The 26,528-nt window shown below is 73.6% G+C and carries 18 protein-coding genes and 3 pseudogenes; 13 read left to right on the top strand and 8 right to left on the bottom strand.

Annotation, left to right across the window (positions count from 1 at the left end; translation table 11 throughout):
• Positions 1-85: 85 nt before the first annotated feature.
• From V1634_RS11540 to V1634_RS11560, 5 genes and pseudogenes are all read right to left on the bottom strand, one after another.
• Complete coding sequence (locus tag V1634_RS11540; RefSeq protein WP_331207752.1) at positions 86-1,288, bottom strand: acyl-CoA dehydrogenase family protein; 1,203 nt, start codon at positions 1,286-1,288, stop codon at positions 86-88.
• Positions 1,285-2,967 (bottom strand): acyclic terpene utilization AtuA family protein, encoded by a 1,683-nt coding sequence (locus V1634_RS11545; protein WP_407951769.1) that lies wholly within the window; start codon positions 2,965-2,967, stop codon positions 1,285-1,287. The genes V1634_RS11540 and V1634_RS11545 overlap by 4 nt, the downstream gene beginning before the upstream one ends.
• A 164-nt stretch (positions 2,968-3,131) precedes the next feature.
• A pseudogene (locus V1634_RS11550) lies at positions 3,132-3,905 on the bottom strand (TIGR03084 family metal-binding protein); the annotation flags it as partial.
• A gap of 33 nt (positions 3,906-3,938) precedes the next feature.
• Positions 3,939-4,553, bottom strand: a complete 615-nt coding sequence (locus V1634_RS11555; RefSeq protein ID WP_331207754.1) for a TetR/AcrR family transcriptional regulator — start codon at positions 4,551-4,553, stop codon at positions 3,939-3,941.
• A 216-nt stretch (positions 4,554-4,769) separates the two neighbouring features.
• Positions 4,770-5,447, bottom strand: a complete 678-nt coding sequence (locus tag V1634_RS11560; protein WP_101369128.1) for a Crp/Fnr family transcriptional regulator — start codon at positions 5,445-5,447, stop codon at positions 4,770-4,772.
• Positions 5,448-5,702: 255 nt separating this feature from the next.
• On the opposite strand from V1634_RS11560, the gene V1634_RS11565 reads away from it, so the two are divergent.
• The 6 genes from V1634_RS11565 to V1634_RS11590 all read left to right on the top strand — a co-directional run bounded on the left by V1634_RS11565 (position 5,703) and on the right by V1634_RS11590 (position 11,607).
• Positions 5,703-6,380 (top strand): adenosylcobinamide amidohydrolase, encoded by a 678-nt coding sequence (locus V1634_RS11565; protein WP_331207755.1) that lies wholly within the window; start codon positions 5,703-5,705, stop codon positions 6,378-6,380.
• Positions 6,381-6,600: 220 nt separating this feature from the next.
• Positions 6,601-7,800 (top strand): CapA family protein, encoded by a 1,200-nt coding sequence (locus V1634_RS11570; RefSeq protein WP_407951757.1) that lies wholly within the window; start codon positions 6,601-6,603, stop codon positions 7,798-7,800.
• A 211-nt stretch (positions 7,801-8,011) separates the two neighbouring features.
• Positions 8,012-8,872, top strand: coding sequence for an endonuclease III (gene nth / locus V1634_RS11575; protein WP_407951758.1), 861 nt, complete (start codon positions 8,012-8,014; stop codon positions 8,870-8,872).
• The gene (locus tag V1634_RS11580) at positions 8,869-9,513 is read left to right on the top strand and encodes a TlpA family protein disulfide reductase (protein WP_331207756.1); all 645 of its coding nucleotides are present in this window, start codon (positions 8,869-8,871) and stop codon (positions 9,511-9,513) included. Before nth ends, V1634_RS11580 begins: the two co-directional genes overlap by 4 nt.
• The gene (locus V1634_RS11585; RefSeq protein WP_331207757.1) at positions 9,510-10,226 is read left to right on the top strand and encodes an NUDIX hydrolase; all 717 of its coding nucleotides are present in this window, start codon (positions 9,510-9,512) and stop codon (positions 10,224-10,226) included. The genes V1634_RS11580 and V1634_RS11585 overlap by 4 nt, the downstream gene beginning before the upstream one ends.
• 202 nt (positions 10,227-10,428) lie before the next feature.
• Complete coding sequence (locus V1634_RS11590; protein WP_331207758.1) at positions 10,429-11,607, top strand: MarP family serine protease; 1,179 nt, start codon at positions 10,429-10,431, stop codon at positions 11,605-11,607.
• 104 nt (positions 11,608-11,711) lie between these two features.
• Here V1634_RS11590 and mycP read toward each other — a convergent pair whose 3' ends face one another.
• Both mycP and eccCa read right to left on the bottom strand, forming a co-directional pair.
• The gene (mycP, locus tag V1634_RS11595) at positions 11,712-12,890 is read right to left on the bottom strand and encodes a type VII secretion-associated serine protease mycosin (protein WP_407951770.1); all 1,179 of its coding nucleotides are present in this window, start codon (positions 12,888-12,890) and stop codon (positions 11,712-11,714) included.
• 298 nt (positions 12,891-13,188) lie between these two features.
• A complete protein-coding gene (eccCa, locus tag V1634_RS11600; protein ID WP_331207760.1) occupies positions 13,189-17,169 on the bottom strand; it encodes a type VII secretion protein EccCa in 3,981 nt (1,326 codons plus the stop codon).
• 315 nt (positions 17,170-17,484) lie between these two features.
• On the opposite strand from eccCa, the gene eccD reads away from it, so the two are divergent.
• Positions 17,485-18,912 carry a type VII secretion integral membrane protein EccD gene (gene eccD / locus V1634_RS11605; RefSeq protein WP_331207761.1) on the top strand — a complete coding sequence of 476 codons (1,428 nt, stop codon included), beginning with the start codon at positions 17,485-17,487 and terminating at the stop codon, positions 18,910-18,912.
• A gap of 147 nt (positions 18,913-19,059) precedes the next feature.
• On the opposite strand, the gene V1634_RS11610 is transcribed toward eccD, so the two are convergent.
• Positions 19,060-19,566, bottom strand: coding sequence for an inorganic diphosphatase (locus V1634_RS11610; protein WP_107257365.1), 507 nt, complete (start codon positions 19,564-19,566; stop codon positions 19,060-19,062).
• Positions 19,567-20,244: 678 nt separating this feature from the next.
• Between V1634_RS11610 and dacB the strand changes: the two genes are divergently transcribed.
• The 6 genes and pseudogenes from dacB (at position 20,245) to V1634_RS11635 (ending at position 26,527) form a co-directional block, all read left to right on the top strand.
• On the top strand, positions 20,245-21,726 hold the full coding sequence (dacB, locus tag V1634_RS11615; protein WP_331207879.1) for a D-alanyl-D-alanine carboxypeptidase/D-alanyl-D-alanine endopeptidase: 1,482 nt from the start codon (positions 20,245-20,247) through the stop codon (positions 21,724-21,726).
• Between the two features lie 96 nt (positions 21,727-21,822).
• A complete protein-coding gene (locus V1634_RS11620) occupies positions 21,823-22,893 on the top strand; it encodes a zinc-dependent metalloprotease (RefSeq protein ID WP_331207762.1) in 1,071 nt (356 codons plus the stop codon).
• Between the two features lie 7 nt (positions 22,894-22,900).
• Positions 22,901-23,630: pseudogene (gene tilS / locus V1634_RS11625) on the top strand (tRNA lysidine(34) synthetase TilS); the annotation flags it as partial.
• Between the two features lie 101 nt (positions 23,631-23,731).
• A pseudogene (locus tag V1634_RS35450) lies at positions 23,732-23,950 on the top strand (TilS substrate-binding domain-containing protein); the annotation flags it as partial.
• A 9-nt stretch (positions 23,951-23,959) separates the two neighbouring features.
• Positions 23,960-25,606, top strand: coding sequence for a gamma-glutamyltransferase family protein (locus V1634_RS11630; protein ID WP_331207764.1), 1,647 nt, complete (start codon positions 23,960-23,962; stop codon positions 25,604-25,606).
• Between the two features lie 63 nt (positions 25,607-25,669).
• The gene (locus V1634_RS11635; protein WP_331207765.1) at positions 25,670-26,527 is read left to right on the top strand and encodes a hypothetical protein; all 858 of its coding nucleotides are present in this window, start codon (positions 25,670-25,672) and stop codon (positions 26,525-26,527) included.
• Position 26,528 lies beyond the last annotated feature (1 nt).

A 26,528-nucleotide genomic window follows, 5' to 3' on the forward strand; every position in this document is an offset into this window, starting at 1 on the left:
GCCGCCCGGTTCTGCTGGTACGCCGCAGCCGCCGGATCGACGGCCGTCCGCAACACGGTCACGACCGGTTCCTCCTGTCCACGCCTCAGATTCCCAGGCCCTTGGCGATGATCTCGTTCATGATCTCCGTGGTGCCGCCGCCGATGCCCAGGATCCGGGCGTCCCGGTAGTGCCGTTCCACCTCGGCGTCGCGCAGGTAGCCGTGGCCGCCGTGCAGTTGGAGGGCCTGGTCGACCACCCAGTCGCAGGCCGAGACGGCGGCGTTCTTGGCCATCGCGACCTCGTGTGGTACCGGCTCGCCGGCCGCCACCCGGTCGGCGACCTGCCGGACGTACGCGCGGGCCGCCGCCGTCCGGGTGGCCATCTCGGCGAGCCGGTGCCGCACGACCTGCCGCCCGACGAGCGGACCGCCGAAGGTGTGCCGGTCCCGGCACCAGGCCAGGGTCAGGTCGAGGCAGCGCTGCGCGGTGGCGTACGCCTGGGTGGCCAGGGAGAGCCGTTCGGTGCCGAACTGGCGCATGATGGCGGCGAAGCCGCCGTTCTCGACGCCGACGAGGTTCCCCGCCGGGACCCGGACGTCGACGAAGGAGAGGGTGGCCGTGTCGGAGCAGTGCCAGCCGAGCTTGTCCAGCCGGCGGTCGACGGTGCAGCCCGGTGCGTCCGTGTCGATCACCAGCAGGGAGATGCCGGCCGCACCCGGTGCACCGGTCCGGACGGCGGTGGTGACGAAGTCGGCCCGTATCCCGCTGGTGACGAAGGTCTTCGTGCCGTTGACGAGGTAGTCGGACCCGTCCCGCCGGGCGGTGGTACGCAGCGCCGCCACGTCCGAGCCGCCGTCCGGCTCGGTCACCGCGAGCGCCCCGATCCGCGCTCCGGCGAGGGCGGGCCGGACGTACCGGTCGACCAGCTCGGCGGCGGCGCCCGGTCCCGGTGCGGGTCCCGTTCCGGAGCCGGGTCCGGGGCGGCTGTCCCGCTGCCAGGCGGCGACGATGTGTGGCAGGGCGATGCCGTGGGTGAAGAGCGCGGCGACCAGTCCGGAAGAGCCGCCGGCCAGGATCAGTTCCTCGGTGACCAGCAGGCTGTCCCGCAGGTCGCCGCCGCTGCCGCCGACCGCCTCCGGAAAGCCGAGCCCGAGCAGTCCCAGCCCGGCGGCGGTGTCGTGCAGCGTCCGGGGCACCTCGCCGGCCCGCTCCCACCCGTCCAGGTGGGGCAGCACGTCGCGCGTGACGAACCGCCGGGTCAGGTCGCGGAGCTGCCGGCGTTCCAGCGTCTCCGGCTCGGTCGTCACGCCGGGTCCTCGACGGCCGGCCCGTCGGGTGGGGCCGTCGGCCCGTCGAGCAGCTCGACCGGCAGGTCGACGAGGCGGGCGCGCAGCAGTTCGCCGAGCGCCTTGGCCTGCGGGTCGAACCGGGTCGAGCCGGCCGCCCCCGCACCGAGCAGCCCGGTGAGTACGAAGTTGACCGCCCGCAGGTGCGGCAGTTCGTATCGCCGTACCGGCAGTGCGGCGGTCTCCGGCAGCAGGCTGCGCAGCCGTTCGCCGGTCAGCCAGCCGCGCATCCAACGGTGCCCGGCCGCCGACCGGGCCCAGACTCCGAGGTTGGCGTCGCCGCCCTTGTCGCCCGAGCGGGCGCCGAGCACCGTACCCAACGGTGCCCGCCGGGTCGGGCCACCACCGCCCAGCGCCTGCCCGCCCGGCTCGGGGGCCGGCTGGTCCTGGCGCGCCGAGGCGGTCGGCTCCTCGCGGCGTGCTGCGGTGACGGTGGGAGGTGCGATCTCGATCCGCTCGCCGGAGGGGAGCACGGCGACCTGTCGTACCCGGTCCTGGGCCACCTCCTCGGCGGTGAACACCCCGTACGGGGTCGCGTCGCCGGGCGGGGTGGTGAGGGTACAGCCGGGGTAGGAGGCCAGGGCCAGTTCGACGGCGGCGGCCGAGAAGGCCCGCCCGGCCCGCTTCGGGTCACCGTCGCGGAGGTGTACGCGCAGCAGCGCGCTCGCCGTCTCCGTGTCGACCGCGTCCACATGGTCGGTACGGGCAAGCGTGAACTCCAGCCCCTCGGCGCCGACCGCGTCGGTGAGCTGTGCCCGGACCAGTGCCGCCTTCGCCTCGATATCAAGTCCACAGAGGACGAACGTCATCGAGTTGCGGAAGCCGCCGAGCCGGGTGACCCCGACCTTGAGGGCGGGCGGCGGGGGTGCGCCACGCGCCCCGCTGACGCGTACCCGGTCGGGTCCGGCGTCGGTCAGGGTGACCGAGTCGAGTCGGGTCACCACGTCCGGGCCCAGATAGTCGGGACCGGCGATCTCGTACAACAGTTGGGCGGTGACGGTCTCCCGGGTGACCGCTCCGCCGGTACCCGGATGTTTGGTGAGCACCGCCGAGCCGTCCCGGTGCAGCTCGGCGAGGGGGAAGCCGGGGCGGCGCCCACCGTCCGGCAACTCGGTGAAGAAGCTGAAGTTCCCACCGCTGACCTGGGCACCGCACTCCAGCAGGTGGCCGGCCACGGTCGCCCCGGCGAGCGGGTCGAGATCGTCCCGGGTCCAGCCGAAGTGGGCGATCCCGGGGCCGACCGCCAGCGAGGCGTCGCTGACCCGCCCGGTGACCACCACGTCCGCCCCGGCATCGAGACAGGCGGCGATGCCGAACGCCCCCAGGTACGCGTTCGCGGTCAGCGCGCCGGGCCGGTCCAGCGCGTCGCCCTCCACGTACCCGATCCGGGCCGGCAGCCCGAGCCGGTCGGCGAGGGTAGCCAGCGCGGCGGCCAGCCCGGCCGGATGCAGCCCACCCGCGTTCGTCACGATCCGCACGCCCCGGTCCAGCGCGGTGCCGAGGCAGGGTTCGAGTTGCCGGAGGAGGGTCCGGGCGTAGCCGAGTTCCGGTTCGCGCTGCCGATCGCGGCCGAGGATCAGCATGGTCAGCTCGGCCAGGTAGTCGCCGGTCAACACGTCGAGATCGCCGCCGTCGAGCATCTCCCGCCAGGCACTGGACCGGTCGCCGTAGAACCCGGAGGCGTTGCCGATCCGCAGCACCTCCGGGCTGGTGCCGATCACGACACCCCGCCCGGTCGATCGCGTTCAGCCGATTCGCCGTGGTCGGCTGATCCGCCGTGTTCACCAGGCTCGCCGTGGTCGGCGGGGCGGCGGCCGGGGCCGGGTGGGCCGGCGAAGACCTGGGCGATGCCGAGCCATTCGGTGGCGACGGGTCCGGTCGCCACCAGGGCGAGATCGGCGTGGTGCCGCCGCTGGGTGACCAGCAGGCAGAAGTCCAGTGCCGGCCCGGAGACCCGGTCCACCGCGCCGGCAGGCCCGAAGTGCCAGGGCTCGCCGTCGGGACCGGTCAGCTCGACGCGTACGGGCGCGTCGGGGATCGGGCGGCCGTGGGTGGCGAAGGCGTGCCCGACGGTACGGGCGCCGAGGTAGGCGACGTGCCGGAGCCGGGCGGTCGGCGTACGGGTGATGCCGAGGGTGTCGGCGATGTCCTCGCCGTGCGCCCAGGTTTCCATGATCCGGGCGGTGGCCATCGAGGTGGCCGACATCCGGGTGCCGTACCAGGGCATCTTTGTCCCGGCCGGAACGCCGCGCAGCGCCCGGTCGAGGGTCGACCGGCCGGCCCGCCACCGGTCCAGCAGTTCGGGTACGGGTGCCAGGAACTCCGTGGCGCCCCGGTCGATGAAGCCGTCCGGATCGTTCGCCGCGTGCCGGATCGACTCGGCGAACGCGTCGACATCGGTGGCGGCCAGTGTGGCGACGTGGTCGGTCCAGGCGAGGTGCGCGATCTGGTGGGCGACGGTCCAGCCCGGCGCGGGGGTGGGCCGGGCCCATCCTGCCTCGGGCAGCTTCACCACCAGCGTCTCCAGCGCCGCCGACTCGGCGGCCAGGTCCGTCAGCAGGCTGTCCAGGTCGACCATGCGCGGGCTCCTTGCGGCCGGTTGCGGTACGGGTCAGTGGTGTGCGGTGGTGACGATCGCGGCGAGCTGGCGTTTCCAGATGGCGAGCAGGGCGGCGCGCCGGGTCGAGTCGTCGGAGAGCAGGTTGGCCACCCCGAGCCCTCGGAGCAGGTCGAGGGTCGCCTGGATCGCCTCGCGTACCCCCGGTTGCCGCTCGTCGACGCCGAGCAGGTCGACGGTGAGCCGGTGCATCTCCCGGCCGACCCGGGCCTCCAGCGGCACCAGCGCGTCCCGCAGCTCCGGGTCGGTCCGGCCGGCGACCCACAGTTCGAGGGCGGCGACGAAGAGTGGACCGGTGAACGCGCTGGCCAGCATGTCGACGACCCGGTCGAGCCGCTCCGGGCCGGCCGGCAGGTCGGCCGCCTCGGCGCGGATCTCCGCCGCCCGGCGCTCGGCGAGGTGCTCGACAGCGGCCATCACCAGGGTGCTCTTGGTGGGGTAGTGGTGCAGTTGAGCGCCCCGGGAGACGCCGGCCCGGGCCGCCACCACCGTGGTGGTGGTGCCGGACCAACCCCGCTCGACCAGACACTCCACAGTGGCTTCCAGCACCCGGGCCTGGGTGGCCCGACTGCGTTCCCGCTGGGGCGTACGGGTCGGTGTGGTGGGCACGGAGACAGCCTGCCCCGCCACAAACAAACAGTCAAGACTGCTTGTTTCTCGTCGCTGGTGCGTCGGGTCCACCATCGGTCTCCAAGGAATCTTGGCGACCGAAGTCGGGGGCCGACCCGGTGGACCGGTCTGGAATGAGGCCGGGTGGGGGCGGCACGCAGCGGCCCCGCATCATCCAGTCCAGGTGATGCGGGGCCGAGGGCGTAGGGGGCGCGGTCAGACCCGGGCGCGGCGGGCCAGACGCTCCGGGTCGAGGATGATGATGCTCTTGCCGTCCAGTCGCAGCCAGCCCCGCGAGGCGAAGTCGGCCAGCGCCTTGTTGACGGTCTCCCGGGAGGCGCCGACGAGCTGGGCGATCTCCTCCTGGGTCAGGTCGTGGGTAACCCGGAGTACGCCGCCGTCCCGGGTGCCGAACCGGCCCGCCATCTGGAGCAGGTTCTTCGCCACCCGGCCGGGCACGTCGGTGAAGATCAGGTCGGCCAGGTTGTCGTTCGTCCGGCGCAGCCTGCGGGCGAGCACCCGGAGCAACTGCTCGGCGATCTCCGGCCGGTTGTTCAGCCACGGGCGCAGCGCCTGCTTGCGCAGCCGGGCGAGCCGGGTGTCGATCACGGCGGTGGCGGTCGCCGTACGCGGGCCGGGGTCGAAGAGCGAAAGCTCGCCGACCATGTCGGACGGGCCCATCACGGCGATCAGGTTCTGTCGGCCGTCAGCGGCCCGGCGACCGACCTTGATCTTGCCGCTCAGGACGATATAAAGGCTGTCGCCCGGTTCGCCCTCGTTGAAGACGATCTCGCCCTTACGGACCTCAAGCGTCTCCATGTCCTTCGCGAGTGCCTCGGCAGCCTCGGGGTCCACGCCCTGGAAGATCCCGCTCCGAGCCAACACCTCGTCCATCGCGCACCTCCGCCCACGCGAGCCGCCCGCGGCCGGGTTCCGGCCGGTGATCGGCGCGCCCGCCAAGTCTAGGCGCATGTGAAGAGTAATCGGAGGAGCACCCCTGGAATCTTGATCCGGTGCCGGTACCCGTAACCCCGGATGACCCGGGGGTACGTCCGGTTTGACGCCTGCCGTGTCCGCCCGGGCGGGTCTCCGGCCTCCACCCGGGGTCCTCCGCCAGGCTCCCGGTCCGCCGGACCGTAGGGTCGGGCGGTGCTGCGCGAACTGGAGCTGACCTACCGGGTCGAGGACGGGCGGGAGGCTCCGCTGCTGGTCTGGCGGCTCGACCGACCCGCGCTGGCGATCAGCTCCGGCCCGCTCGGCGGCGGGATCGGCGTACGGCACTGGGTGGTCAACGCGACCGTGCCGATGTCGTACCGCCGGGACGACCCGGACGCGCACCTCGGCGAGCTGGCCGACCGGCTCGACCTGCGCGGACCCGGGGTCGGACTGCTCACCGGCGTCGACGTCGCAGAGGTGGTGACCGCCGACGACCGCGATGTCCGGATCTGGGCCACCGTCGGTCTAGGTGCCCCGATCTGGGCGGCCGACGCCCCCGGACCGCCGCTGGAGCCGGCGGGGCCGGGCGGCACGGTGCACCGGGTCGGCACGGTCAACATCGTCGCGCTGTTGCCCGAGCGCCTCGGCGACGCCGCCCTGGTCAACGCCGTCGCGACGATCACGGAGGCGAAGGCCCAGGCGCTGCGCGAGCTGGGCCTGCCCGCCACCGGTACCGCCACCGACGCGGTGACCGTGCTCTGCCCACCGGACGGGCCCGCCGCACCGTACGGCGGTCCACGGTCGCGTTGGGGTGCCCCGCTGGCCCGCGCCGCCTGCCGGGCGGTACGCGAGGGCGGGGCCCGACCAACCGTCCCCTGGTCGCAGCGGTGAACCCCGCCGCGCGACCGGACAGCCGGATGCCGCCGCCGGAGTAGCCGGCGCGACTGAAGCCGGCGCGACGGTCCGGTCGTGGATGCCGGAACGGGCCGGTAGCGGATGGTCGGGGCCGGGGGCGGAGTCGGCCGTCCGAGGGAGTACGGACGGGCGGCGGGGGAACATCGGCCGGTCGACGGTCGCTCCGGTTGCCCGATCCCGGTACTGTCACCGGGCGATGTACGACACCGAGCCGACCACACCCAAGTCCCGTCGGGCGCCCCGCAGCGCCGGCCGGACCGTCCTCGTCGTTACCGCGGTCCTGGCCGTGCTCCTCGGTACCGGGGTGGCCGCGGTGGCCGCGTTCAACATGTTCGGCGGCGACGATCCGGCTGGGCCACAGAGCGCGCCCAGCGCCGCCGGTTCGGCCTCGGCCGACCCGTCGCCGACCGGTGAGCCGGCACCCAGGGTCATCTCCATGTCCGCCACCGGGGACATCGTGATGGGCAACGCCCCGGGACGGCTGCCGGCCAACGGTGGCAAGGGCTTCTTCAACTCGGTCAAGAAGGCGCTCGCCGCCGATCTGGTGATGGGCAACCTCGAGGAGCCGCTGACCGACGACACCGGCACCTCCAAGTGCGGGGCCAACTCCACCCGCTGCCACCAGTTCCGGGCCCCGCCGTCGTACGCCGGGCATCTCAAGGAGGCCGGCTTCGAGCTGCTCAACCAGGCGAACAACCACGGGTACGACTACGGCAAGGCCGGCTACGAGAACACCCAGGAGGCCCTGGAGAAGTACGGCCTCCAGCACACCGGCGCGCCCAACCAGATCACCGTGGTCGACGTCGAGGGCGTCAAGGTGGCCGTGGCCGGCTTCTCGTCGTACGCCTGGTCGAACAGCCTGACCAACATCAGCTCGGCGAAGAAGGTGATCCAGAAGGCTGCCACCATGGCGGACCTGGTCGTCGTGCAGGTGCACATGGGCGGCGAGGGCTCGGAGAAGACCCGGGTCCGTCCCGGCACGGAGCTCTTCCTCGGCGAGAACCGGGGTGATCCGATCAAGTTCTCGCACTCGATGATCGACGCGGGTGCCGACCTGGTCGTCGGGCACGGGCCGCACGTGATGCGGGCGCTGGAGTTCTACAAGGGCCGGCTGATCGCGTACAGCCTCGGCAATTTCGCCGGTGGCGAGGGGACGCTGAGCAACAACGGCCGGCTCGGCTGGGGAGCCGTACTCAAGGTCTCGCTGACCTCCGAGGGCGAGTGGGCGGGTGGGCAGTTGATCTCGACGTACATGAACGGCGCGGGCAGGCCGACGATGGACTCGCAGCGGCGCGCCGCTGGTCTCGTCCGGGACCTGTGCAGGTCCGACTTTCCGAAGACCGGTGCCCGGGTGGCCGCAGACGGCAAGATCACGCCGCCGGCCGCCGCGAGCTGAGGCGAGTGCCAGGCCCTGAGGCTGGCCGTCAAGCGCCAGGCCTTGAGGCTGGCCGCCCGGAGCCTGAGGAGAGCGGGCCGCGTGCCGGTCCGGCGCGAGCCGGGGCGGCGGGGTCCGGAGTGCCGGCCCTGAGTGCGGGGGCTTTCCCAGGGTTCAGGCCGGGGCGGGCTCCCCAGCACTGATGTCGTCGCCGCGACGTAGGCTGGCCGGCGTGAGTGCCACTGACGACTCCGCGCAGACCGGAGTCGGAGTCGCGCCCGGCGAGGCGACCCGGGCGATCCGGACGGCGCGGCCGACCCGCCGTACCGTCGAATCAGAGCTGGGCCGCAAGCGGCGGGCCCGGCGGATCGGCCGGGTGCTGACCGAGACGCACCCCGACGCCCACTGCGAGCTCAACCACCAGGGTCCGCTGCAATTGGCGGTGGCGACCATCCTCTCCGCGCAATGCACCGATCAGCGGGTCAACGAGGTGACGCCGAAACTGTTCGCCCGCTATCCGGCGGCGGCCGACTACGCCGGGGCGGACCGGGCCGAGCTGGAGGAGATGATCCGGCCCACCGGGTTCTTCCGGAACAAGACCAACTCCTTGATCAACCTTGGTCGCCAGCTCGTCGAGCGCTACGACGGCCAGGTGCCCCGCCGGATCGAAGACCTGGTGACCCTGCCCGGGATCGGCCGCAAGACCGCCAACGTCATCCTCGGCAACGCCTTCGGGGTGCCCGGGATAACCGTCGACACCCATTTCGACCGGTTGATGCATCGGTGGGAGCTGACGACCGAAACCGACCCGGTCAAGATCGAGCACGCCGTCGGCGCGCTCTTCGAGCGGCGCGACTGGACCATGCTCTCGCACCGGGTGATCTTCCACGGTCGGCGGGTCTGCCACGCCCGCAAGCCGGCCTGCGGTGCCTGCACCCTGGCCCGGCTCTGCCCCTCCTACGGACTCGGCCCGACCGACCCGGCCGCCGCCGCGAAACTACTCAAGGGCCCCCGGGCTCGTGAGCTGGCGGTACAGGCCGGGGTCGATCCCGACCTGGTGCCGGCGACCGCCACCGTCGGCGACACCCCGTGAGACGGCTGGTACTCGGCGGGCCGCTGCTGGCACTGCTGCTGCTCGCCACCGCCTGCACCGGCCGGGACGCGGAGCCGGAGACCGGACCGGCGCCGGTCGGAGAGAGCAGCACGACGACCGCCTTCACCGACTGCGCCGCGCTGACTGCCTCGGCCGCCGCACCCGGCACCCCGGCGGGCACGGCCGGTGCATCCGGCGCGACGCCGGCAGCCGGACGGTCGCTGCCGGCGTTGGACCTGCCCTGCTTCGTCGGGGGCGGCGAGGTCGCCGTGGGCGAGCTGCGCGGGCCGGCCGTACTCAACCTCTGGGCCTCGTGGTGCGCGCCCTGCCGCAAGGAGCTGCCCGCGTTCCAGCGGCTCGCCGAGCGGGCCGGCGACCGGCTCCGGGTGGTCGGGGTGAACAGCGGGGACTCCCGTCCCGCCGCCCAGTCGATCGGCGAGGACTTCGGACTGGAGTTTCCCAACCTCTACGACCGGGACAAGAAGCTGCTGACCGGGCTGGGCGGTCGGGCCGTACTGCCGGTCACGCTCCTCGTGGACGCCGATGGACGGATCCGGCACCGGGACGAGACGGGCGCCCTCGACGACGCCGAGCTGGCCACACTGGTCCGGCGGCACCTGGGGGTGGCGGTGCCGTCGTGACCGAGCACGAACTTCCGGCATGGTGCGAGCCACTGCTCACCCGCGTCCGGTCGGCCCGCACCGAGGACTTCACCCGGGTACGCACCCCGGCCAACGGCGGACGGGACAGTGCCGTACTGGTGCTCCTCGGCGAGCAGCCGGAGCACGGGCTCGACGTACTGATCCTGCAACGGGCCGCGACCCTGCGTACCCATGCCGGGCAGCCGGCCTTTCCCGGCGGGGCGTGCGATCCGGAGGACGAGGACGCGGCGGCGACCGCCCTGCGGGAGGCGCACGAGGAGGTCGGCCTCGACCCGACCAGCGTCACCGTGCTGGCCCAACTGCCCCGGCTGTGGATTCCGGTCAGCGATTTCGTCGTCACCCCGGTACTCGCCTGGTGGCACCGACCTCATCCGGTGCACTCGCGCGAGCCGGCCGAGGTCGCGCACGTCGCCCGGCTGCCCGTCGCCGAACTCGTCGACCCGGCCAACCGGGTCCGGGTACGCCATCCCAGCGGCTGGGTCGGGCCGGCCTTCCAGGCCCGGGGCATGCTGGTCTGGGGCTTCACCGCCGGGGTGCTCGCCACGCTGTTGGAGATGGCCGGCTGGGCGCGACCCTGGCCGCAGGACCGGATTCTCGACCTGCCGCCGACCAGCCCGCCGCCGAGTTCCGCGCCCGGGATCGAGGAGGCCGACGAGGCCGACCAGCTGACCCGGCCGACGACACCCTCCTGAACCGGAAATCCGACGGGAGCCGATTTGGCGGGAGCCGACGGCGCCCGGACCGGGCGGTGCGCAAGCCCTGCCAGGAGCCGGTGGGCAAGCCCTGCGGCGGGCGGTGCGGAGAGCCTGCGGCGGGAAGCGGTGCGGGGCACCGATTCGGCGGTAAGCGTCGGTGGCCCAGGCCATTCCCAGTTCTCCCCCGTACCCTGAACGGGTGTCGGTGGTGGATGTCGTTCTGATCCTGCTCATGTTGCTGTTCGCGATCAGTGGCTACCGGCAGGGATTTGTCATCGGTCTGCTCTCCTTCACCGGCTTCTTCGGCGGCGCCCTGATCGGGTTGCAGGTCGGTCCGCTCCTCGCGGAGCAGTTCACCAGCAACTCGACCCGGGTAGTGGTCGCGCTGGTCTCGATCTTCGGCCTGGCGGTGCTCGGCCAGGCCCTCGCCGGGTGGCTCGGCTCACACCTGCGACACGCCATCACCAGCCAGGCCGGCCGGACGGCCGACGACGTCGGCGGGGCGGTGGTCTCGCTGTTCGCCGTACTCCTGGTGGCCTGGCTGGTGGCCGTACCGCTGGCCTCCTCCTCGCTGCCCTGGCTGGCCAGTGCGGTCCGCAACAGCGCGCTGCTGACCGTGGTGGACCGGGTACTGCCGCCGGAGGCGCAGGCGCTGTCCCGGGCGCTGCGGGACACCGTCGACACCAACGGCTTCCCGGACGTCTTCGGCGGGCTGGCCCCGACCCGGTCCCGCGAGGTGGCCTCGCCCGACCCGGCGCTGGCCGGCTCGCAGGTGGTGGTGAACGGGCGGCGTTCGGTGGTCAAGGTGCTCGGCAACGCGCCAAGCTGCTCCCGCCGGATCGAGGGCTCCGGGTTCGTCTACGCCGAGAACCGGGTGATGACCAACGCGCACGTGGTGGCCGGCACCCGGAGCGTCCAGGTCGAGGTTGCCGGTGAGCGGCACAGCGCCCGGGTCGTCGTCTACGACCCTGACCGCGACCTCGCGGTGCTCTACGTACCGGAGCTGTCCGCCCCGGTGATGCGGTTCGCCACGGGTGAGGCGGCGATCGAGGACGACGCCATCGTGCTCGGGTTTCCGCTGGACGGGCCCTACAACGCCCAGCCGGCGCGGATCCGTGACGTCGGCGAGATCGCCGGTCCGGACATCTACGAGTCGGGCCGGGTAAACCGGGAGATCTACACGATCCGGGGCCTGGTCCGCAGCGGCAACTCCGGCGGGCCACTGGTCGCCCCGGACGGCCAGGTGCTCGGGGTGATCTTCGCGGCGGCTGCCGACGACCCGAACACCGGCTTCGCGGTGACGGCCGACGAGGCCCGCTCGACCGCCAGCACCGGCCTGGAACGGACCAAGGTCACCAACACCGGCGCCTGCACCTGACCGGTGGTGGGCTTCCCGACCGGGAACGCTCTCCGGCCGCTAACGGGCTCCCGGCGGCAACGCTCTCCCGGCCGGTTACGAGTCTGCGGCGGCCGATGTCGCTGTCAGGGGCGCTCGCGGTGGAAGCGGCGCCGGACCACCAGCACCGCCCCGGCGACGACCACGAGGAAGAGCAGCCCGCCACCGCTCCACAAACTCGGCAACGGGTCGTCGACCTGGTTGCCCGCCGCCTGGGCTGTCCAGTCGGCGGAGCGGCCGGAGGCGGCCGTACCCACGCTCTCCGCATCGTCGCTGGGCGGCGGAGTCGCCGACTCCTGGCCGGGCGCGGAGCCGAAGCCGGCGACGCCGGGTGGCGCCGCGCCGTCGTCCAGCGGATTGCTCCGTACGCTCGACACCTCGCCGTTCAACGCGGCGACCGGGTCGACGACGCCGAAGCCAAACCGGTCGTCCCGGCCGGACGGGCCGACGTCCCGGGCGGTGTTGATCAGTCGGTTGACCACGTCCCCGGCGGACATCTTCGGCCAGTGCGACCTGACCAGGGCCGCCGCCGCGGCCACCAGCGGCGCGGCGAAGCTGGTGCCCTGGACCCGCCAGAAGCCGCCCGGCCGGGCGCCGGTGAGGCCGGTGGCCGGAGCGGAGAGCACCGTCTCGGCACCGGTGATCGAGCCCGACCAGAGCGCGTCGCTCTCACGTTCCAGGCCGGCCACGGCGACCACGCCCGGCTCGCGGGCCGGGTACCAGACGCGTTTGCCGGCGGACGAGCCGAGGTTGCCGGTGCAGGCGACGACGACCACGTCCCGGGCGAAGGCGTAGTCGAGGGCGGCGGCGAGCGCGGGGCTCTCCCCGGTGCCGCCCAGCGACAGGTTCACCACCTGGGCACCGTTGTCGACCGCCCACCGGACGCCCTTCGCGACTATCAGCGCGTCGTCGTAGCGGTTCTCCTCGTCGAGCACCCGGACCGGCAGGATCTTGGCCTTGGGTGCGAGCCCGGCGACGCCCCGGGTGTCGTCACTGCGGCCGGCGATCAGCGCGGCGACGGTGGTGCCGTGCCCCACCGGGTCGGTCTGCCCGTTGCCGCTCCCCTCGACCAGGTCGATGCCGGGCAGCACCTGCCCGGCGAGGTCGGCGTGCGAGGCGTCCACTCCGGAGTCGACCACCGCCACCGTGACGCCCTTGCCGGCGGCGACCTTCCAGACGGCCTTGGCGTTGAACTCGGCCAACTGCCACTGCTCGTCGCGCACCGCGTCGGCCAGCACGGGCAGGCTGACCGGCGGCGCCGGCACGGCGGCCGTCGCCGGTGCCGGACGCGGACCGAACAGCGATCCGGCGATCCCGGCCGTGGCGAGCAGCGCCACTCCGGCGACCCGGGCGACAGCACGTTCAGGTATCTGCGGCAGCCTGGTCACAGCATGGTCATTTCACCCCGGGGGACACATGATGCACGGAGGTTACCCCGTTTCACCCCTGTCGCGTGGTGAAACTTTGCAACCGATCTGAGATCCACTGTCCACCGCCCCGAGACCGAGGGCCCGGCCACCCGAGTGATCGGGTCGGCCGGGCCCTCGGGCTCGACGGGAAGGGTCAGGTCGACGGAAGGTAGGCCAGCTGCACCAGCCGGATCCCTTCCTTCCGGGTCACCAGCCGGCCCCGGCCGGGCGGCATCGGGCCGGGGCGTACCGAGCCGATCAGGGCGCCCTCGTCCTTGCTGCCGGACATCACCAGACCGGGGGAGGAGAGTTCCCGGAGGCGCTGGATGATCGGCTCGTAGAGCGACCGGGAGGCGCCACCCGACCGCCGGGTCAGCACCAGGTGCAGACCGACGTCCCGGGCCTGCGGCAGGTATTCCACCAGCGGCAGCAGCGGGTTGTTCGGGCCGGTGGCGACCAGGTCGTAGTCGTCGACGAGTACGAACAGCTCCGGCCCGGTCCACCAGGAACGGTCCCGCAACTGCTGCGGCGTGACGTCCGGCCCGGGCAGCCGGCGCTGCATGTAACCGGCGACCGACTCGATCAGCTCGCTGGTGGCCTGGGCGGCCGTGCCGTACCCGATCAGGTGGTCGGACTGGATCACGCCGAGCAGGCTGCGCCGGAAGTCGACCAGGATGATCCGGGCCTGCTCCGGGGTGTACCGGCTGGTGATCGAGGTGGCCAGCGCCCGCAGGAAGGACGACTTGCCACACTCGGCGTCGCCGAAGAGCAGGAAGTGCGGCTCGGAGGCGAAGTCGATCGACACCTGCTGGAGGTCGGCCTCGGAGATGCCGATCGGCAGCCGCAGGCCGGCCACACCGGCGACGTCCAGGTCGGCGTAGGGGAGCACCGGCGGAAGCAGCCGGACCCGGGGGGCCGGTGCGCCGCTCCAGTTGCCGGCGACCGCCTTGACCAGAGCCTGGGTCTGCCCGCCGCCCAGGCTGGACAGCTCCGGCAGCACGGTCAGGAAGTGCAGGCTCTCGGCGGTGATGCCGCGACCCGGCGTCTTCTCCGGCACGTTCGCCGCCGCCTTGCGGGCGATGATCGAGTCGGTCGGGTCACCGAGCCGCAGCTCCAGCCGGGAGCCGAACAGGTCCCGGATCGCCGGCCGGAAGTCCATCCAGCGGGGCGCCGCCGCGACCACGTGCACGCCGTACGAGAGGCCCCGGGTGGCGATGTCGGTGACCAGGGGCTCCAGGTCGTCGTACTCGCCGCGCAGGGTGGGCCAGCCGTCGATGACCAGGAAGACGTCACCGAACGGGTCCGCGCCGACCCCGACACCGCCAGCCGAGGCCCGCCGCTTCCGGTACGCCGGCATCGACTCCACGCCCAGCTCGGCGAAGCGCTGCTCGCGCTCGTTGAGCAGGGTGGAGATCTCGCCGACGGTACGGCGTACCGCCGCCGCCTCGGACCGGCCGGCGACCCCACCGACGTGCGGCAGGTCGCGGAGCGCGGCGAGCGAGCCACCGCCGAAATCGAGGCAGTAGACCTGCACCTCGGCCGGGGTGTGGGTGAGCGCCAGCCCGCAGATCATGGTGCGCAGCAGGCTCGACTTGCCCGACTGCGGACCGCCGGCCACCGCGACGTGCCCGGCGCCGCCCTCCAGGGAGAGCCAGAGCAGGTCGCGGCGCTGCTCGAACGGCTTGTCGATCATCGCCACCGGCACCTGTAGCGCGCCGTGCAGTTCGGGGTTGCCGAAGGTGAGCCCGCGCGCCGGGTCGGTGATCACCGGCCCGAGGATCTCGTCCAGCGCCGGGGCCTGGGACAGCGGCGGCAGCCACACCTGGTGGGCCGGCGGACCCTGGCCGACCAGCCGGGAGACCATCACGTCGAGCAGGCTCTGCGCCGCCGGGTCCTCCGGGGCCGGCTTGGGGGCGGCCTGTACCACCGGCTTGGGTACCGGCACGAAGTGCGTCGAGTACGACAGCAGCCGGGGACCGGTGTACCCCTGCGCGCCCGGCCCGCCCGTGGTGGCCTTCTGGTACGGCCCGGAGACGTACGCCGCCTTGAACCGGACCAGTGGCTCGGTGCCGAACTTCAGGTAGCCGTGTCCCGGCGCCCGGGGCAGCTCGTACGCGTCCGGCACGCCCAGCACCGCCCGGGACTCCAGCGCGGAGAAGGTCCGCAGACCGATCCGGTACGACAGGTGCGTGTCCAGCCCCCGCAGCCGCCCCTCCTCCAGCCGCTGCGAGGCGAGCAGCAGGTGCACCCCGAGCGACCGGCCCAGCCGGCCGATCTGCACGAAGAGGTCGATGAAGTCGGGCTTGGCGCTGAGCAGCTCGGAGAACTCGTCACAGATGATCAGCAGCGAGGGGAGCGGTGCCAGCGCCGCACCGCCGGAGCGGGCCTTGTCGTAGTCCTTCAGGTTGGCGTAGTTGCCGGCCTTGCGGAGCAGTTCCTGCCGGCGGATCATCTCGCCGTTGATGGCGTCGACCATCCGGTCGACCAGCGGCAGCTCGTCGGCGAGGTTGGTGATCACGGCGGCGGTGTGTGGCAGCCGGTCCAGCGAGGCGAAGGTCGCGCCGCCCTTGAAGTCGACCAGTACGAAGTTGAGCGCCTCGGACGAGTGCGTCGCCGCCAATCCGAGCACGAGGGTACGCAGCAGCTCGGACTTGCCGGAACCGGTGGCGCCGATGAGCAGGCCGTGCGGGCCCATACCGTCCTGTGCGGACTCTTTGAGGTCGAGGTCGACCACGCCGCCGTCGCCGCCGACGCCGATCGGCACCCGCAGCTTGTCCCGGTTGGGCCGGGGTGCCCAGCCCTGCACGGTGCTGAAGTTCTCCGGATCGCCGACCCCGAGCAGCTCGCCCAGGGTCATCTCCTTGACCAGGGAGTCGTCCGAGGAGCCCTTCTGGGCGGCGGCGAGCCGCAGCGGGGCGAGCCGGCGGGCGACCGCCTCGGCCTCCTCGACGCTGAGCCGGTCGGGGGTGCCGACCTCGGCCTGCCCGTCCATCGAGTAGGTGTTCAGCCGGCCGCCGTCGGTCTCCAGCACCAGCATGGCCCGGTCCAGCAGCCGGGGCGGCGGGCTGTCCAGGTCGACGATGGTCACCGCGTCGATGCCGCTGTCGCCGGCCAGGTAGCCGGCGCCGGCCAGGTCGCCGCCGTCGAGAACGATCACCACGTGCGGGCCGTCGGTGGCCGGGCCGGAGAGGCTGAACCGGGACCGGTTGCCGACCACGTCGTCGATGAGCTTCTCCAGCTCGACCGCGGAGCTGGCCACCAGGCGTACCGGGCCGAGCGCGTCCACGGCGGTCGGGTGGTGGGCGTGCGGCAGCCACTTGACCCACTCCCACCGGGCCCGGCGCTCCGGACCGGCGCAGATCGCGATCAGCAGCTCCTCCGGGGCGTGGAAGACGGAGAGCTGGGTGAGCACCGCCCGGGCCAGCGCCTGCGGGTCGCCGCCGGCCGGCTCGCGGGACTGGTCGCGCTGGTGGGGTGCGTTGCGGACGAAGACCCGGGCGAAGCCCCGGATGGAGAGCGCGACCGGCAGGTCCGGCACCACCGAGTACGCGTCGAGGAACCGGCGCAGCGCACCGGCGGTCATCGGCTCCAGGTCCTCCAGCGGCCGGGTCACCGGCGGCACCAGCGGGGTGGCCAGGGTCTGCGGGCCGACCGCGACCCGGACGACGCCGAAGTCGCCGTCGCTGGGACGCCGCTCCCAGACCCGGTAACTGCCCACAGTCGACCAGAGCTGGGCCGGGTCGGGGTGCCGGTAGAAGAGGCCGGACCGCTGCTTCGACGCGGTCTCCCGGACCCGCCGCCGCAGGGTTGCCAGGTGTCGCAGGTATTCCCGGCGGGCCTGCATCATCTCCGACTTCTTCGGCGAACCCGAGGCGCTGCCCCAGGAGGACGCCACCATGGCGAGCGAGGAGACGCCGAACATGGCGCCGACGACGTACGAGTAGGCGCCGCCGCCCCGGCCGAACATCATCGCCATCGCGACCGAGCCGCCGAGCATCGGCAGCACCATCATGATCTGCTGCCACTTGCCGCCGGTCGCCTGCGGGATCTCGGGCGGCGCCTCGACGGCCAGTTCGCCGGTGGGAATCTCCGGTGCGGGACGGCGCGGTGGGCGCTTGATGACGACGGTACTCACCGGTCGCCTCCCGCCGCCCGCTCCGCGCTGGCCCGCCGGCCGTCGCCCGCCGGCCCGGACCGGCCGCCATCGGGCCGTACGCCGAGCTCCGGGGCTGCTCCGGCGCGGTCCGTGCCGCCCCGGCCCTGGCTACCCGTGTCCATTCCAGACCTCCCCTAAGGCCACGCCGACGGTTGCTGGTTGCCGTCCTGGCGGGCCATCCGACGCCCCCGCGTCGCAAATGTCATCGCGCTCGGTCGGACGAGTGTGACCCATCCTAGGTAAAGTGCGGTCGTCCGCGCAGCCATGGGTTGCCCCCTCGATGGAGGACTGTCGATGAGTACCGGGCTCGCCCGCGTCACGATCAGCGCGCCGCAACGACGGGTGGACGTCGCGCTGCCCGAACACCTGCCGCTGGCCGAACTCCTGCCCGAGGTTCTCCGGCATGCCGGCGAGGGGCTGGCCGACGACGGCGAGAAGCACGGCGGGTGGTTGCTGCGCCGCACCGACGGCGAACCGCTGGCCGCCGGCAAGGCACTGCTGCCGCAGGGCGTACGCGACGGCGACGTGCTGCACCTGGTGCCGGCCCGGGCGCAGTGGCCGGAGCTGGAGTACGACGACGTGGTCGAGGCGATCGCCGACGGGGCGAGGCGCCGGGGCAGCGCGTGGTCCGGGCGGAACACCCGGATCGGCACGCTGACCGCGGCGGGTGCCCTGCTCGCCGTCTGCCTCTTCGCGGTGATCGCCGGCGGCACGCTGTGGGAACTGGGCGCCTTCGTCGCGCTCGGCGCGGCCGTACTGCTGTCGTTGGGTGCGGTGGTGGCCTCCCGGGCGTACGGGGACGCCACCGCCGGTGCCGCCCTCGGCGGGTACGCGATGCCGTTCGCCTTCTTCGGCGGCGCCCTGCTGGTCGCCTCCGGCGACCCGGTGGGCGTGGTCGGCTGGATCCGCTGGCTCGGTGCGCCGGAGGCGCTGGCCGGCTCGGTCGCGCTGCTGCTGATCGCGGTGCTCGGCATGGTCGGGGTCGCCGCCGGGCTGCGGGTCTACGCCGCCGGTGTCTCGGTCGGGCTGCTCGGCGCGCTGACCGCGCTGGTCGGGTTCGTGGTCTCGGCGGCCGGGTCGGCGGCGATCCTGATGGCCGCGCTGGTCTGTGCGATCGGCATGCTGCCGCTGCTGGCGATCCGCTTCGGCAAGCTGCCGATGCCGCCGATCACGCTGCCGACCGGCGCCGAGGCGGCGGAGGGCTTCACCGCGTCGACTCCGCAGCAGAGCGCCATGCGGGAGCGGCCGGACCGGGGACGGGTCTTCGCGGCCGTCGCCCGGACCGAGGAGATGCTCACCGGCATGCTGGTGGGGCACGCCGTCCTCGCCGTGGTGGCGGCGCTGGTGCTGGTGGTCGCGGGCGGCTTCTCCGGCCGGCTGATGGTCGCGGTCTCGGCGGCGGCGCTACTGCTGCGCTCCCGGCTCTTCGTCACGGTCCGCCAGCGGGTGCCGCTGATGGCGGCCGGGATCGGCAGCGCGGTGGTGCTCGGTATCTCCCTGCTGTTCCGGATGCAGGAGACCGGCCTGCTGCTGCTCACCGCCGGTGGCCTGGTGCTCGCCCTGGTGGTGATCGGGGCCGGTGCGACCTACTCGAAGCGGGAGCCGGGGCCCTACCTGGGCCGGACCGCCGACATCATCGACACCCTGATGGTGATCGCGGTGGTGCCGGTGGCCTGCGCCGTACTCGGCCTGTACGCCCAGGCACGGGGCCTGCTCGGCTGACCCGCCGCCCGGCGTGCCCCGCGGGGAACCGCCCGGCCCGACGGGAGCCGGGCGGCCGGCTCTACCGAATCGAAGGCTTGGCGGAATCGAGATCGGCCGGTGGCCCCTGACGGGATGCCACCGGCCGGTTGCCGTGCGGGCCGGGGGTCAGTGCGGCGACTCGCCCCGTTCGACCGCTTCCTGGTGCCGGCGGAAGGACGTCCGGATCTCCGCCTCCGCCTCGGTCCGACCGACCCAGGTGGCGCCCTCGACCGATTTGCCTGGTTCCAGGTCCTTGTAGACCTCGAAGAAGTGCTGGATCTCCAACCGGTCGAACTCGCCGAGGTGGTGGATGTCCCGCAGGTGCTCCTGGCGCGGGTCCTCGTACGGCACGCAGAGGACCTTGTCGTCGCCGCCCTTCTCGTCCGTCATCCGGAACATGCCGATCGTCCGGCACCGGATGAGGCAACCTGGAAACGTGGGTTCGGGTACCAGCACCAGAGCGTCGAGTGGGTCGCCGTCCTCACCCAGCGTGCCTTCGATGAAGCCGTAGTCCGCCGGGTACTGGGTCGACGTGAAGAGGGTACGGTCCAGCCGGATCCGGCCGGTCGCGTGGTCCACCTCGTACTTGTTGCGGTGACCCTTGGGGATCTCAACCGTGACGTCGAAATCCATCTCGCACGCTCCCTCGTTTGCCGGCGCTGGCCAACGGAACCACAACGATCGGCACCTGCGCGGGTGATCTCGCGATTCACCTTGCCGCCGGCCCCCGTGCGGTGTTCGGACCAAAGTAGTGTCGCCTAGGCAGAATTCGACGGGGAGGAGGGGCCGGTGGGGAGTGAAGATTCACACTCGGACCTGACCGGAGAGAACCCGCCGGAGCACCCGGCGCAGGGCCGGGTGGTGGTGCCGGGCGCCAGCGGGCCGCAGCCGCCCGCCGGGTCCGCGCCTGTTCGGGGGCGTGCCGTCGTGCCGCTGCCGGCCAGCCTACCGATCCCGCCGTCGCACACTCCGGGTCCCCCACCGGGACCGTCCGGCGGGTCCGGCCGGGCGACCCCGCCGCCGGGTGCCGCCGGCTGGCCGGGGCAGAGCCTGCCGATCCCGCCGCCCGGCACCGCCGGCCGGCCCGGGCAGGTCCCGCCGGTGCCGCCCGGTGGCCCCGGGAAGGCTCCGACCGACCCGTCCGCCTGGTCGGACCGGCCCGTGGAGCCCTCCGCCTGGTCGGACCGGCCCGCGCCGCCGGCCTGGCCCGGCCGGCCGGGCGCCGACGCGCCGGCTGCCGGCAACGGAACCCTTCCACCGGGTACGCCGCCACCCGGCAGCCCGCCGTCGGGGCTACCGGTCGGCGGGGCGGTGCCCGGTGGCGTACCGCCGACCGGACGGCGGGGCCGGGGCAGGCTGCTCGGCGTGCTCGCGACCGTCCTCGTGCTGGCGCTCGCCCTCGCCGGGGTGGCCGTGGTCCGCCCCGGCCCGGTGGACGGCTGGCTGGGCGGGGACGCCTCGCCGACCCCCGGCGCCGCAGACCCGACCGAACCGCCGCCACCACCCGTACTCGCGGCCGCCGGGGCGAACGCTCCGGCCCCCACCCCGGAGGGCGTACGGGCCGTACTGGGCCCGCTGGTGACCTCCTCCACGCTCGGCAACGAGGTGAACATCTCGGTCGTCGACGCGGTCACCGGGCAGGCGCTCTACGAGAACGGCCAGGACACCCCGACCGTGCCGGCGTCGACCACCAAACTGGTCACCGCGGCGGCCGTACTCGCGGCACGTGGCCCGGCGTACCGGATCACCACCCGGGCGGTGGCCGGGGCGAACCCGGGCGAAGTGGTGATCATCGGCGCCGGTGACCCGACGCTGGCGGTGAACGCCACCGGCTGGTACCCGGGCGCCGGGCGGCTCGACCGGCTCGCCGCGCAGGTCAAGAAGGCGCTCGGCGGCACCGCCCCGACGAAGGTGATCGTCGACAACACCCTCTTCCCCGGTCCGGTCCTCGAACCGGCCTGGGATCCGGACATTCCCACCGGCGGGTTCGGTGCGGTGATCACGCCGCTGATGACCGACGGCGCGCGGAAGGATCCGGAGGACAAGGGGCGGGGCCAGGAGCGGTACGCGAAGCCGGACGAGGCCGCCGGGCGTGCCTTCGCCAAGCTGCTCGGGCTGCCGAACTCGGCGGTGGTGATCGGCAAGGCGCCGGCGGCGGCCGCGACCGCCCCGGCCGCGGCGGCGAGCGCCAGCCCCGGTAGCCAGAGCGCCGGCACCGAGCTGGGCCGGGTCTCCTCACCGCCGATGATCCGGCTGGTCGAGTTCATGCTCCGGGACAGCGACAACGTGGTGGCCGAGGCGCTGGCCCGGCAGGTCGCGCTGAGCCGGGACAAGCCGGCCTCGTTCGTCGGTGCGGCGGAGGCGGTCGACGAGATGGTCGGCGAACTCGGGCTGCCGGCGGCGGAGAGTTCGCTCGCCGACGGCAGCGGGCTGTCCCGGGCCAACCGGGTCACTCCGAGCCTGCTGACCGACGTGCTGACGATGGCCGCCAAGCGGACCAGGCCGGAACTCGCCGACCTCTTCCCCGGGCTGCCCGTGGCGGCCTGGTCGGGCACGCTGCGCGACCGGTTCGACCGGTCGGGCGCGAAGGCGACCAAGGCCGGGGCGGGCGTGGTGCGTGCCAAGACCGGGACGTTGAGCGGGGTGCACGCGATCTCCGGCGTGCTGACCACCGCCGACGGCCGGTTGCTGGCCTTCGCCGTACTCGCCAACAAGGTGCCGGTGGGGCAGGACGAGGCGCAGCGGGAACTGGACCGGATCGCCACCACGCTGGCCCGGTGCGGCTGCCGCTGACGCGTTAGGAAGGGCCCCCGCTTCTACAGAATCCGATAAGCGGGGGCCCTTCCTTTCACCCGCGTAGCGGTGTGAGCGCCCGGGTACGGTGGTGGTATGGCGCAGTTCGTGGACTGGGATCTGGCCGCCGCCACCGCAGGGGCGTTGGGAAAGTCGGGACCGCGGGTCTCGTACGACGAGGCGACCGAGGTGGTGTCCGAGCTGCGTCGACTGACCGACGAGGCGGCCGGTCACGTGTTGGCGTACACCGGGCTGCGCTCGCAGGTGGCCCACCCACCGGTACGGGTGGTGGACCGGCGGGACTGGGCGGCGACCAACATCGCCGGGCTGCGTGAGGTGATCACCCCGCTGATCAACCGCCTCTCCGGGGACAAACCGCCGGGGGTCATCACCGACACGATCGGTTCCCGGCTGACCGGGGTGCAGGCCGGCACGGTGCTGGCCTATCTCTCCGGCCGGGTCCTCGGCCAGTACGAGGTCTTCTCCGCCGACCCCGGCCAACTACTGCTGGTCGCCCCGAACATCGTCGAGGTCGAGCGGAAGCTCCAGGCCGACCCCCGGGACTTCCGGCTCTGGGTCTGCCTGCACGAGGTGACCCACCGCACCCAGTTCACCGCCGTGCCGTGGATGCGCGGGCACTTCCTCGGCGAGGTGCAGGCGTTCGTGGACGCCTCCCAGGCCGGCGGGGACAACTTCCTCGACCGGATCCGTCGGGGTGTCGGCACCCTCTCCGACTCGGTCCGCAATCCGGAGAGCCGGGCCAGCGTGCTGGACATCGTGCAGACGCCCGGCCAGCGGGCCGTCCTCGACCGGCTGACCGCGCTGATGACGCTGCTGGAGGGGCACGCGGAGTTCGTGATGGACGGGGTCGGGCCGGAGGTCATCCCGAGCGTCGAGGCGATCCGGGCGAAGTTCAACCGGCGCCGCGAGTCCGGCAACCCGCTGGAGAAGGCGATCCGCAAGCTGCTCGGCGTCGACGTCAAGATGCGCCAGTACGCCGAGGGTCGCAAGTTCGTGCACGGTGTGGTGGAGCGGGTCGGCATGGAGGGCTTCAACAAGATCTTCAGCTCGCCGCTCACCCTGCCCCGGCTGGAGGAGCTCGCCGACCCGGACGCCTGGGTGGCCCGGGTGCACGGCCCGGTCGGCCCGGTCGCCGCCACCGGCTGACCCGACCGTGGCAGCCCTGCCGCCGCCGGTCGCGGCGATCCGGGTCGCGGTCCGGCGGGCGCTGCACGGCGTACCCCGGAACCGGCCGGTCCTGGTCGCCTGCTCGGGCGGTGCCGACTCGCTCGCGCTGGCCGCCGGTACCGCCTTCGTGGCGCCCCGGCTGGGTGTGCCGGCCGGCCTGGTCACGGTCGACCACGGCCTCCAGGAGGGTTCGGCGCGTCGGGCCGCCGACGTCGCGCGCTGGGCCGGCGGGCAGGGGTTCGCGCCGATCGAGGTGGCGACCGTCCAGGTCGCCGGCCGGCCGGGCGGTCCGGAGGCGGCGGCCCGGGAGGCGCGTTACCGCGCCCTGGTCGAGGCCGCCCACCGCTACGACGCCGGCACCGTGCTGCTCGGGCACACCCGCGACGACCAGGCCGAGACGGTGCTGCTCGCGCTCGCCCGGGGCGCCGGCCCGCGCGGGCTCGCCGGGATGCCGGCCACCCGGGAGTACGCCGGGGTGACGCTGGCCCGTCCACTGCTGGAGATCACCCGCGAGCAGACCCGCAAGGCGTGTGCGCTGCTCGGGCTGACCCCGTGGGAGGACCCGCACAACACCGACGACCGGTACGCCCGGGCCCGGGTCCGCTCCGACGTGCTGCCGGTGCTAGTCCGGGCGCTCGGCCCGGGGGTGCTGGACAACCTGGCCCGGACCGCCCGGCTGGCGGCCGAGGACGGCGCGGCACTGGACGACCTGGCCCGGGCCGGTTACGCCGAGGCGCGGATCCCGGCGGCCGGGCCGGGGAGCGTGGGCGGGCCGGGGAGCGTGGCCGGGCCGGGGAGCGTGGGCGGGGCTGCCGACGGGTTGGCCGTACCGGTGCTGGCCGGGATGCCGCCGGCGGTGCGTACCCGGGTGCTGCACCTGTGGTGCCGCGAACTCGGCGCGCCGCCGGCCGCGCTCTCGTACCGGCACATCGCGGCGCTGAACGCGCTGGTCACGGCCTGGCGCGGCCAGGGCGCGACGCACCTGCCCGGCGGCATCCGGGCGACCCGGCGCGGCGGGGTGCTGGTCGCGGAGTAGACATGGGGGATGTCCTCCCCCCGACAGCCGCTCTTCGCGCCGCACGGTGCCGTCGCGACCAGTCAGCCGCTCGCCGCGGCCGCCGGACTGGCGGTACTCCGCCGGGGCGGCAACGCCGTCGACGCGGCGCTCGCCACCGCGATCACCCTCACGGTGGTCCAGCCCGGCTCCAACGACATCGGCGGCGACCTCTTCGCGATCGTCTGGGACGGGGAGCGGTTGCACGGGCTGAACGCCTCCGGCCGGTCACCGGCCGGGCTGACCCGGGAGCTGGTGCTCGCCGCGACCGGCGGGCGGGGCGCCGAGCCGACCCCGGGACACGGTGGCGCGCAGGCGACCGGGCCGGCGATGCCGGCGCGCGGCTGGCTGCCGGTGACCGTACCCGGTGCCCCGGCCGGCTGGCGGGACCTGCACGAGCGGTTCGGCCGGCTGCCCTTCGCCGAGCTCTTCGCCGACGCGGTCGGCTACGCCGAGCACGGCTTCCCGGTCTCGCCCCGGGTCGCGGCGAGCTGGGCCCGCTCGGTCGAGGTGCACACCGGGCTGTCCGGCGAGGAGTACGCCGAGTGGGGCCGGGTCTTCACCGTCGACGGCGGACGGGCGCCCCGGGTCGGGCAGTGGTGGCGCAACCCGGACGCCGCCAGCACGCTGCGCCGGATCGCCGCGACCGGTGCGGCGGACTTCTACACCGGCCGGATCGCCGAGAGCCTGGCCGGGTACGCGGCCCGGACCGGCGGCCGGCTCACCGGCGACGACCTGGCCGGGCACGCCTCGACCTGGGTGGATCCGGTCCGGGCCGGCTATCGGGGGCACGAGGTGTGGGAGCTGCCGCCGAACGGGCAGGGCGTGGCCGCGCTGCTCGCGCTGAACATCCTCGACGGGGTGGAGTTGGCCGCACTGGACCCGGCCGAGCGGCTGCACTGGCAGATCGAGGCGGTCAAGCTCGGCTTCGCCGACGCGCACGCGTACGTGGCCGACCCGGAACGGGTGCACGTGCCGACCGCCGAACTGCTCACGCGTGAGTACGCTGCCGCCCGCCGGGCGCTGGTCACCGACACGGCCGGCACGCCGGCGCCCGGCGACCCGGCCCGGGGCGGCACCGTCTATCTCTGCGCCGCCGACGCGGGCGGGATGATGGTGAGCCTGATCCAATCCAACTACCTGGGCTTCGGTTCGTTCGTCGTGCCGCCCGGGCTCGGCTTCGGGTTGCAGAACCGGGGTGCCGGGTTCAGCCTCGACCCGGCCCACCCGAACGTGGTGGCGCCGGGCAAGCGCCCGTTCCACACCATCATCCCCGGGTTCCTCAGCCGGGACGGCGGCGAGCCGGTGGGCCCGTTCGGGGTGATGGGCGGGCACATGCAGCCGCAGGGGCACGTGCAGGTGGTCTCCGCGACCCTGGACGACGGGCTGGACCCGCAGGCCGCGCTGGACCGGCCGCGCTGGTACTGGCACGCCGGCCGCTCGGTGCTGGTGGAGCCGGGACTGGCCGGTGGGGCGGGCCGGGCCGTGGTCGAGCGGTTGCGCGCCCGGGGGCACGAGATCACCGTCGAGCCCGAGGCGTCCTCCTTCGGGTACGGCCAGGCGATCTGGCGGCTGCCCGACGGCGGCTACGTGGCTGGTTCGGAGCCCCGGGCCGACGGCTGCGCGGTCGGGTACTGAGCCGTTCCGGGCTTGCCGGGATCGCCTAACCTTGGTGATCAATTGTGCGCCGAGGAGGATCCCTTGCCCCGACCGTCCATCGCCTGGCCGGCACGCTCGCTGGCCGTCCTGGGGATCGTCGCCGTCACCGTCGGTGCCGTCGGCACGCCGGCCACGGCCAATCCGCTGAAGTCCGCCGACGTGACCGTCACGGTCGAGGCGCCCCGCAACATCCTGCCGACCGGCGGCTGGAGCAGCGTCTCCGCCGTGGTCCGCAACGTCGGCGCGCTGCCGGCCCGGGGCGCCCGGGTCACTCTCACCCTGCCGGTGCCGTTCCAGGCGTCGGAACTGAGCACGTCCAGCGACTGGGACTGCGAGTTCGTCGCACCGGCCGGCGCCGACTGCGTCTACCTGCGCGAACTCGCGCCGCGCGCCGAGGCGTACCCGGTGCGGCTGACCGTCGGCCTCTACGGCGGCACGGTCGGGCAGCCGCTCACCGGCCGGGCGACGGTCAGCACGCCGCGCGAGGGCAACACCGGCAACAACACCGACGACCAGGTCTTCACGATCGTGGGCGAGGGCCTGATCCAGGGGGTGTTCTGGCACGACGTCGACGCCGACGGCGTGCGCGAGACCGGCGAGCCGATCGTCGACCCCACGCAATACTCGGTGCGGAGCGTGGACGACGAGGACGGCTACGGCTGGTCGAACAGCTTCGGCCCGTACCGGATCCAGGTGCCGGCGAAGCGGTACTACGTCGAGGTGCAGCTCTCGAAGTCGAAGTGGCGGTTCACCCGGCCGAACGTCGGGAGCGACGCGACCGACTCGGACCTGGTGCCGTACTCGGAGACCACCTACTACCAGTACGGCCGGATCGGTCCGTTCACCGTGGACGTGAACCGGCCGACGGTGATCGACGTGGGGCTCGTCGCCACCTCCTGAC

Origin of the sequence: Plantactinospora veratri, from assembly GCF_036421995.1 — a bacterium.
In the GTDB taxonomy this organism is placed as follows: domain Bacteria; phylum Actinomycetota; class Actinomycetes; order Mycobacteriales; family Micromonosporaceae; genus Plantactinospora; species Plantactinospora veratri.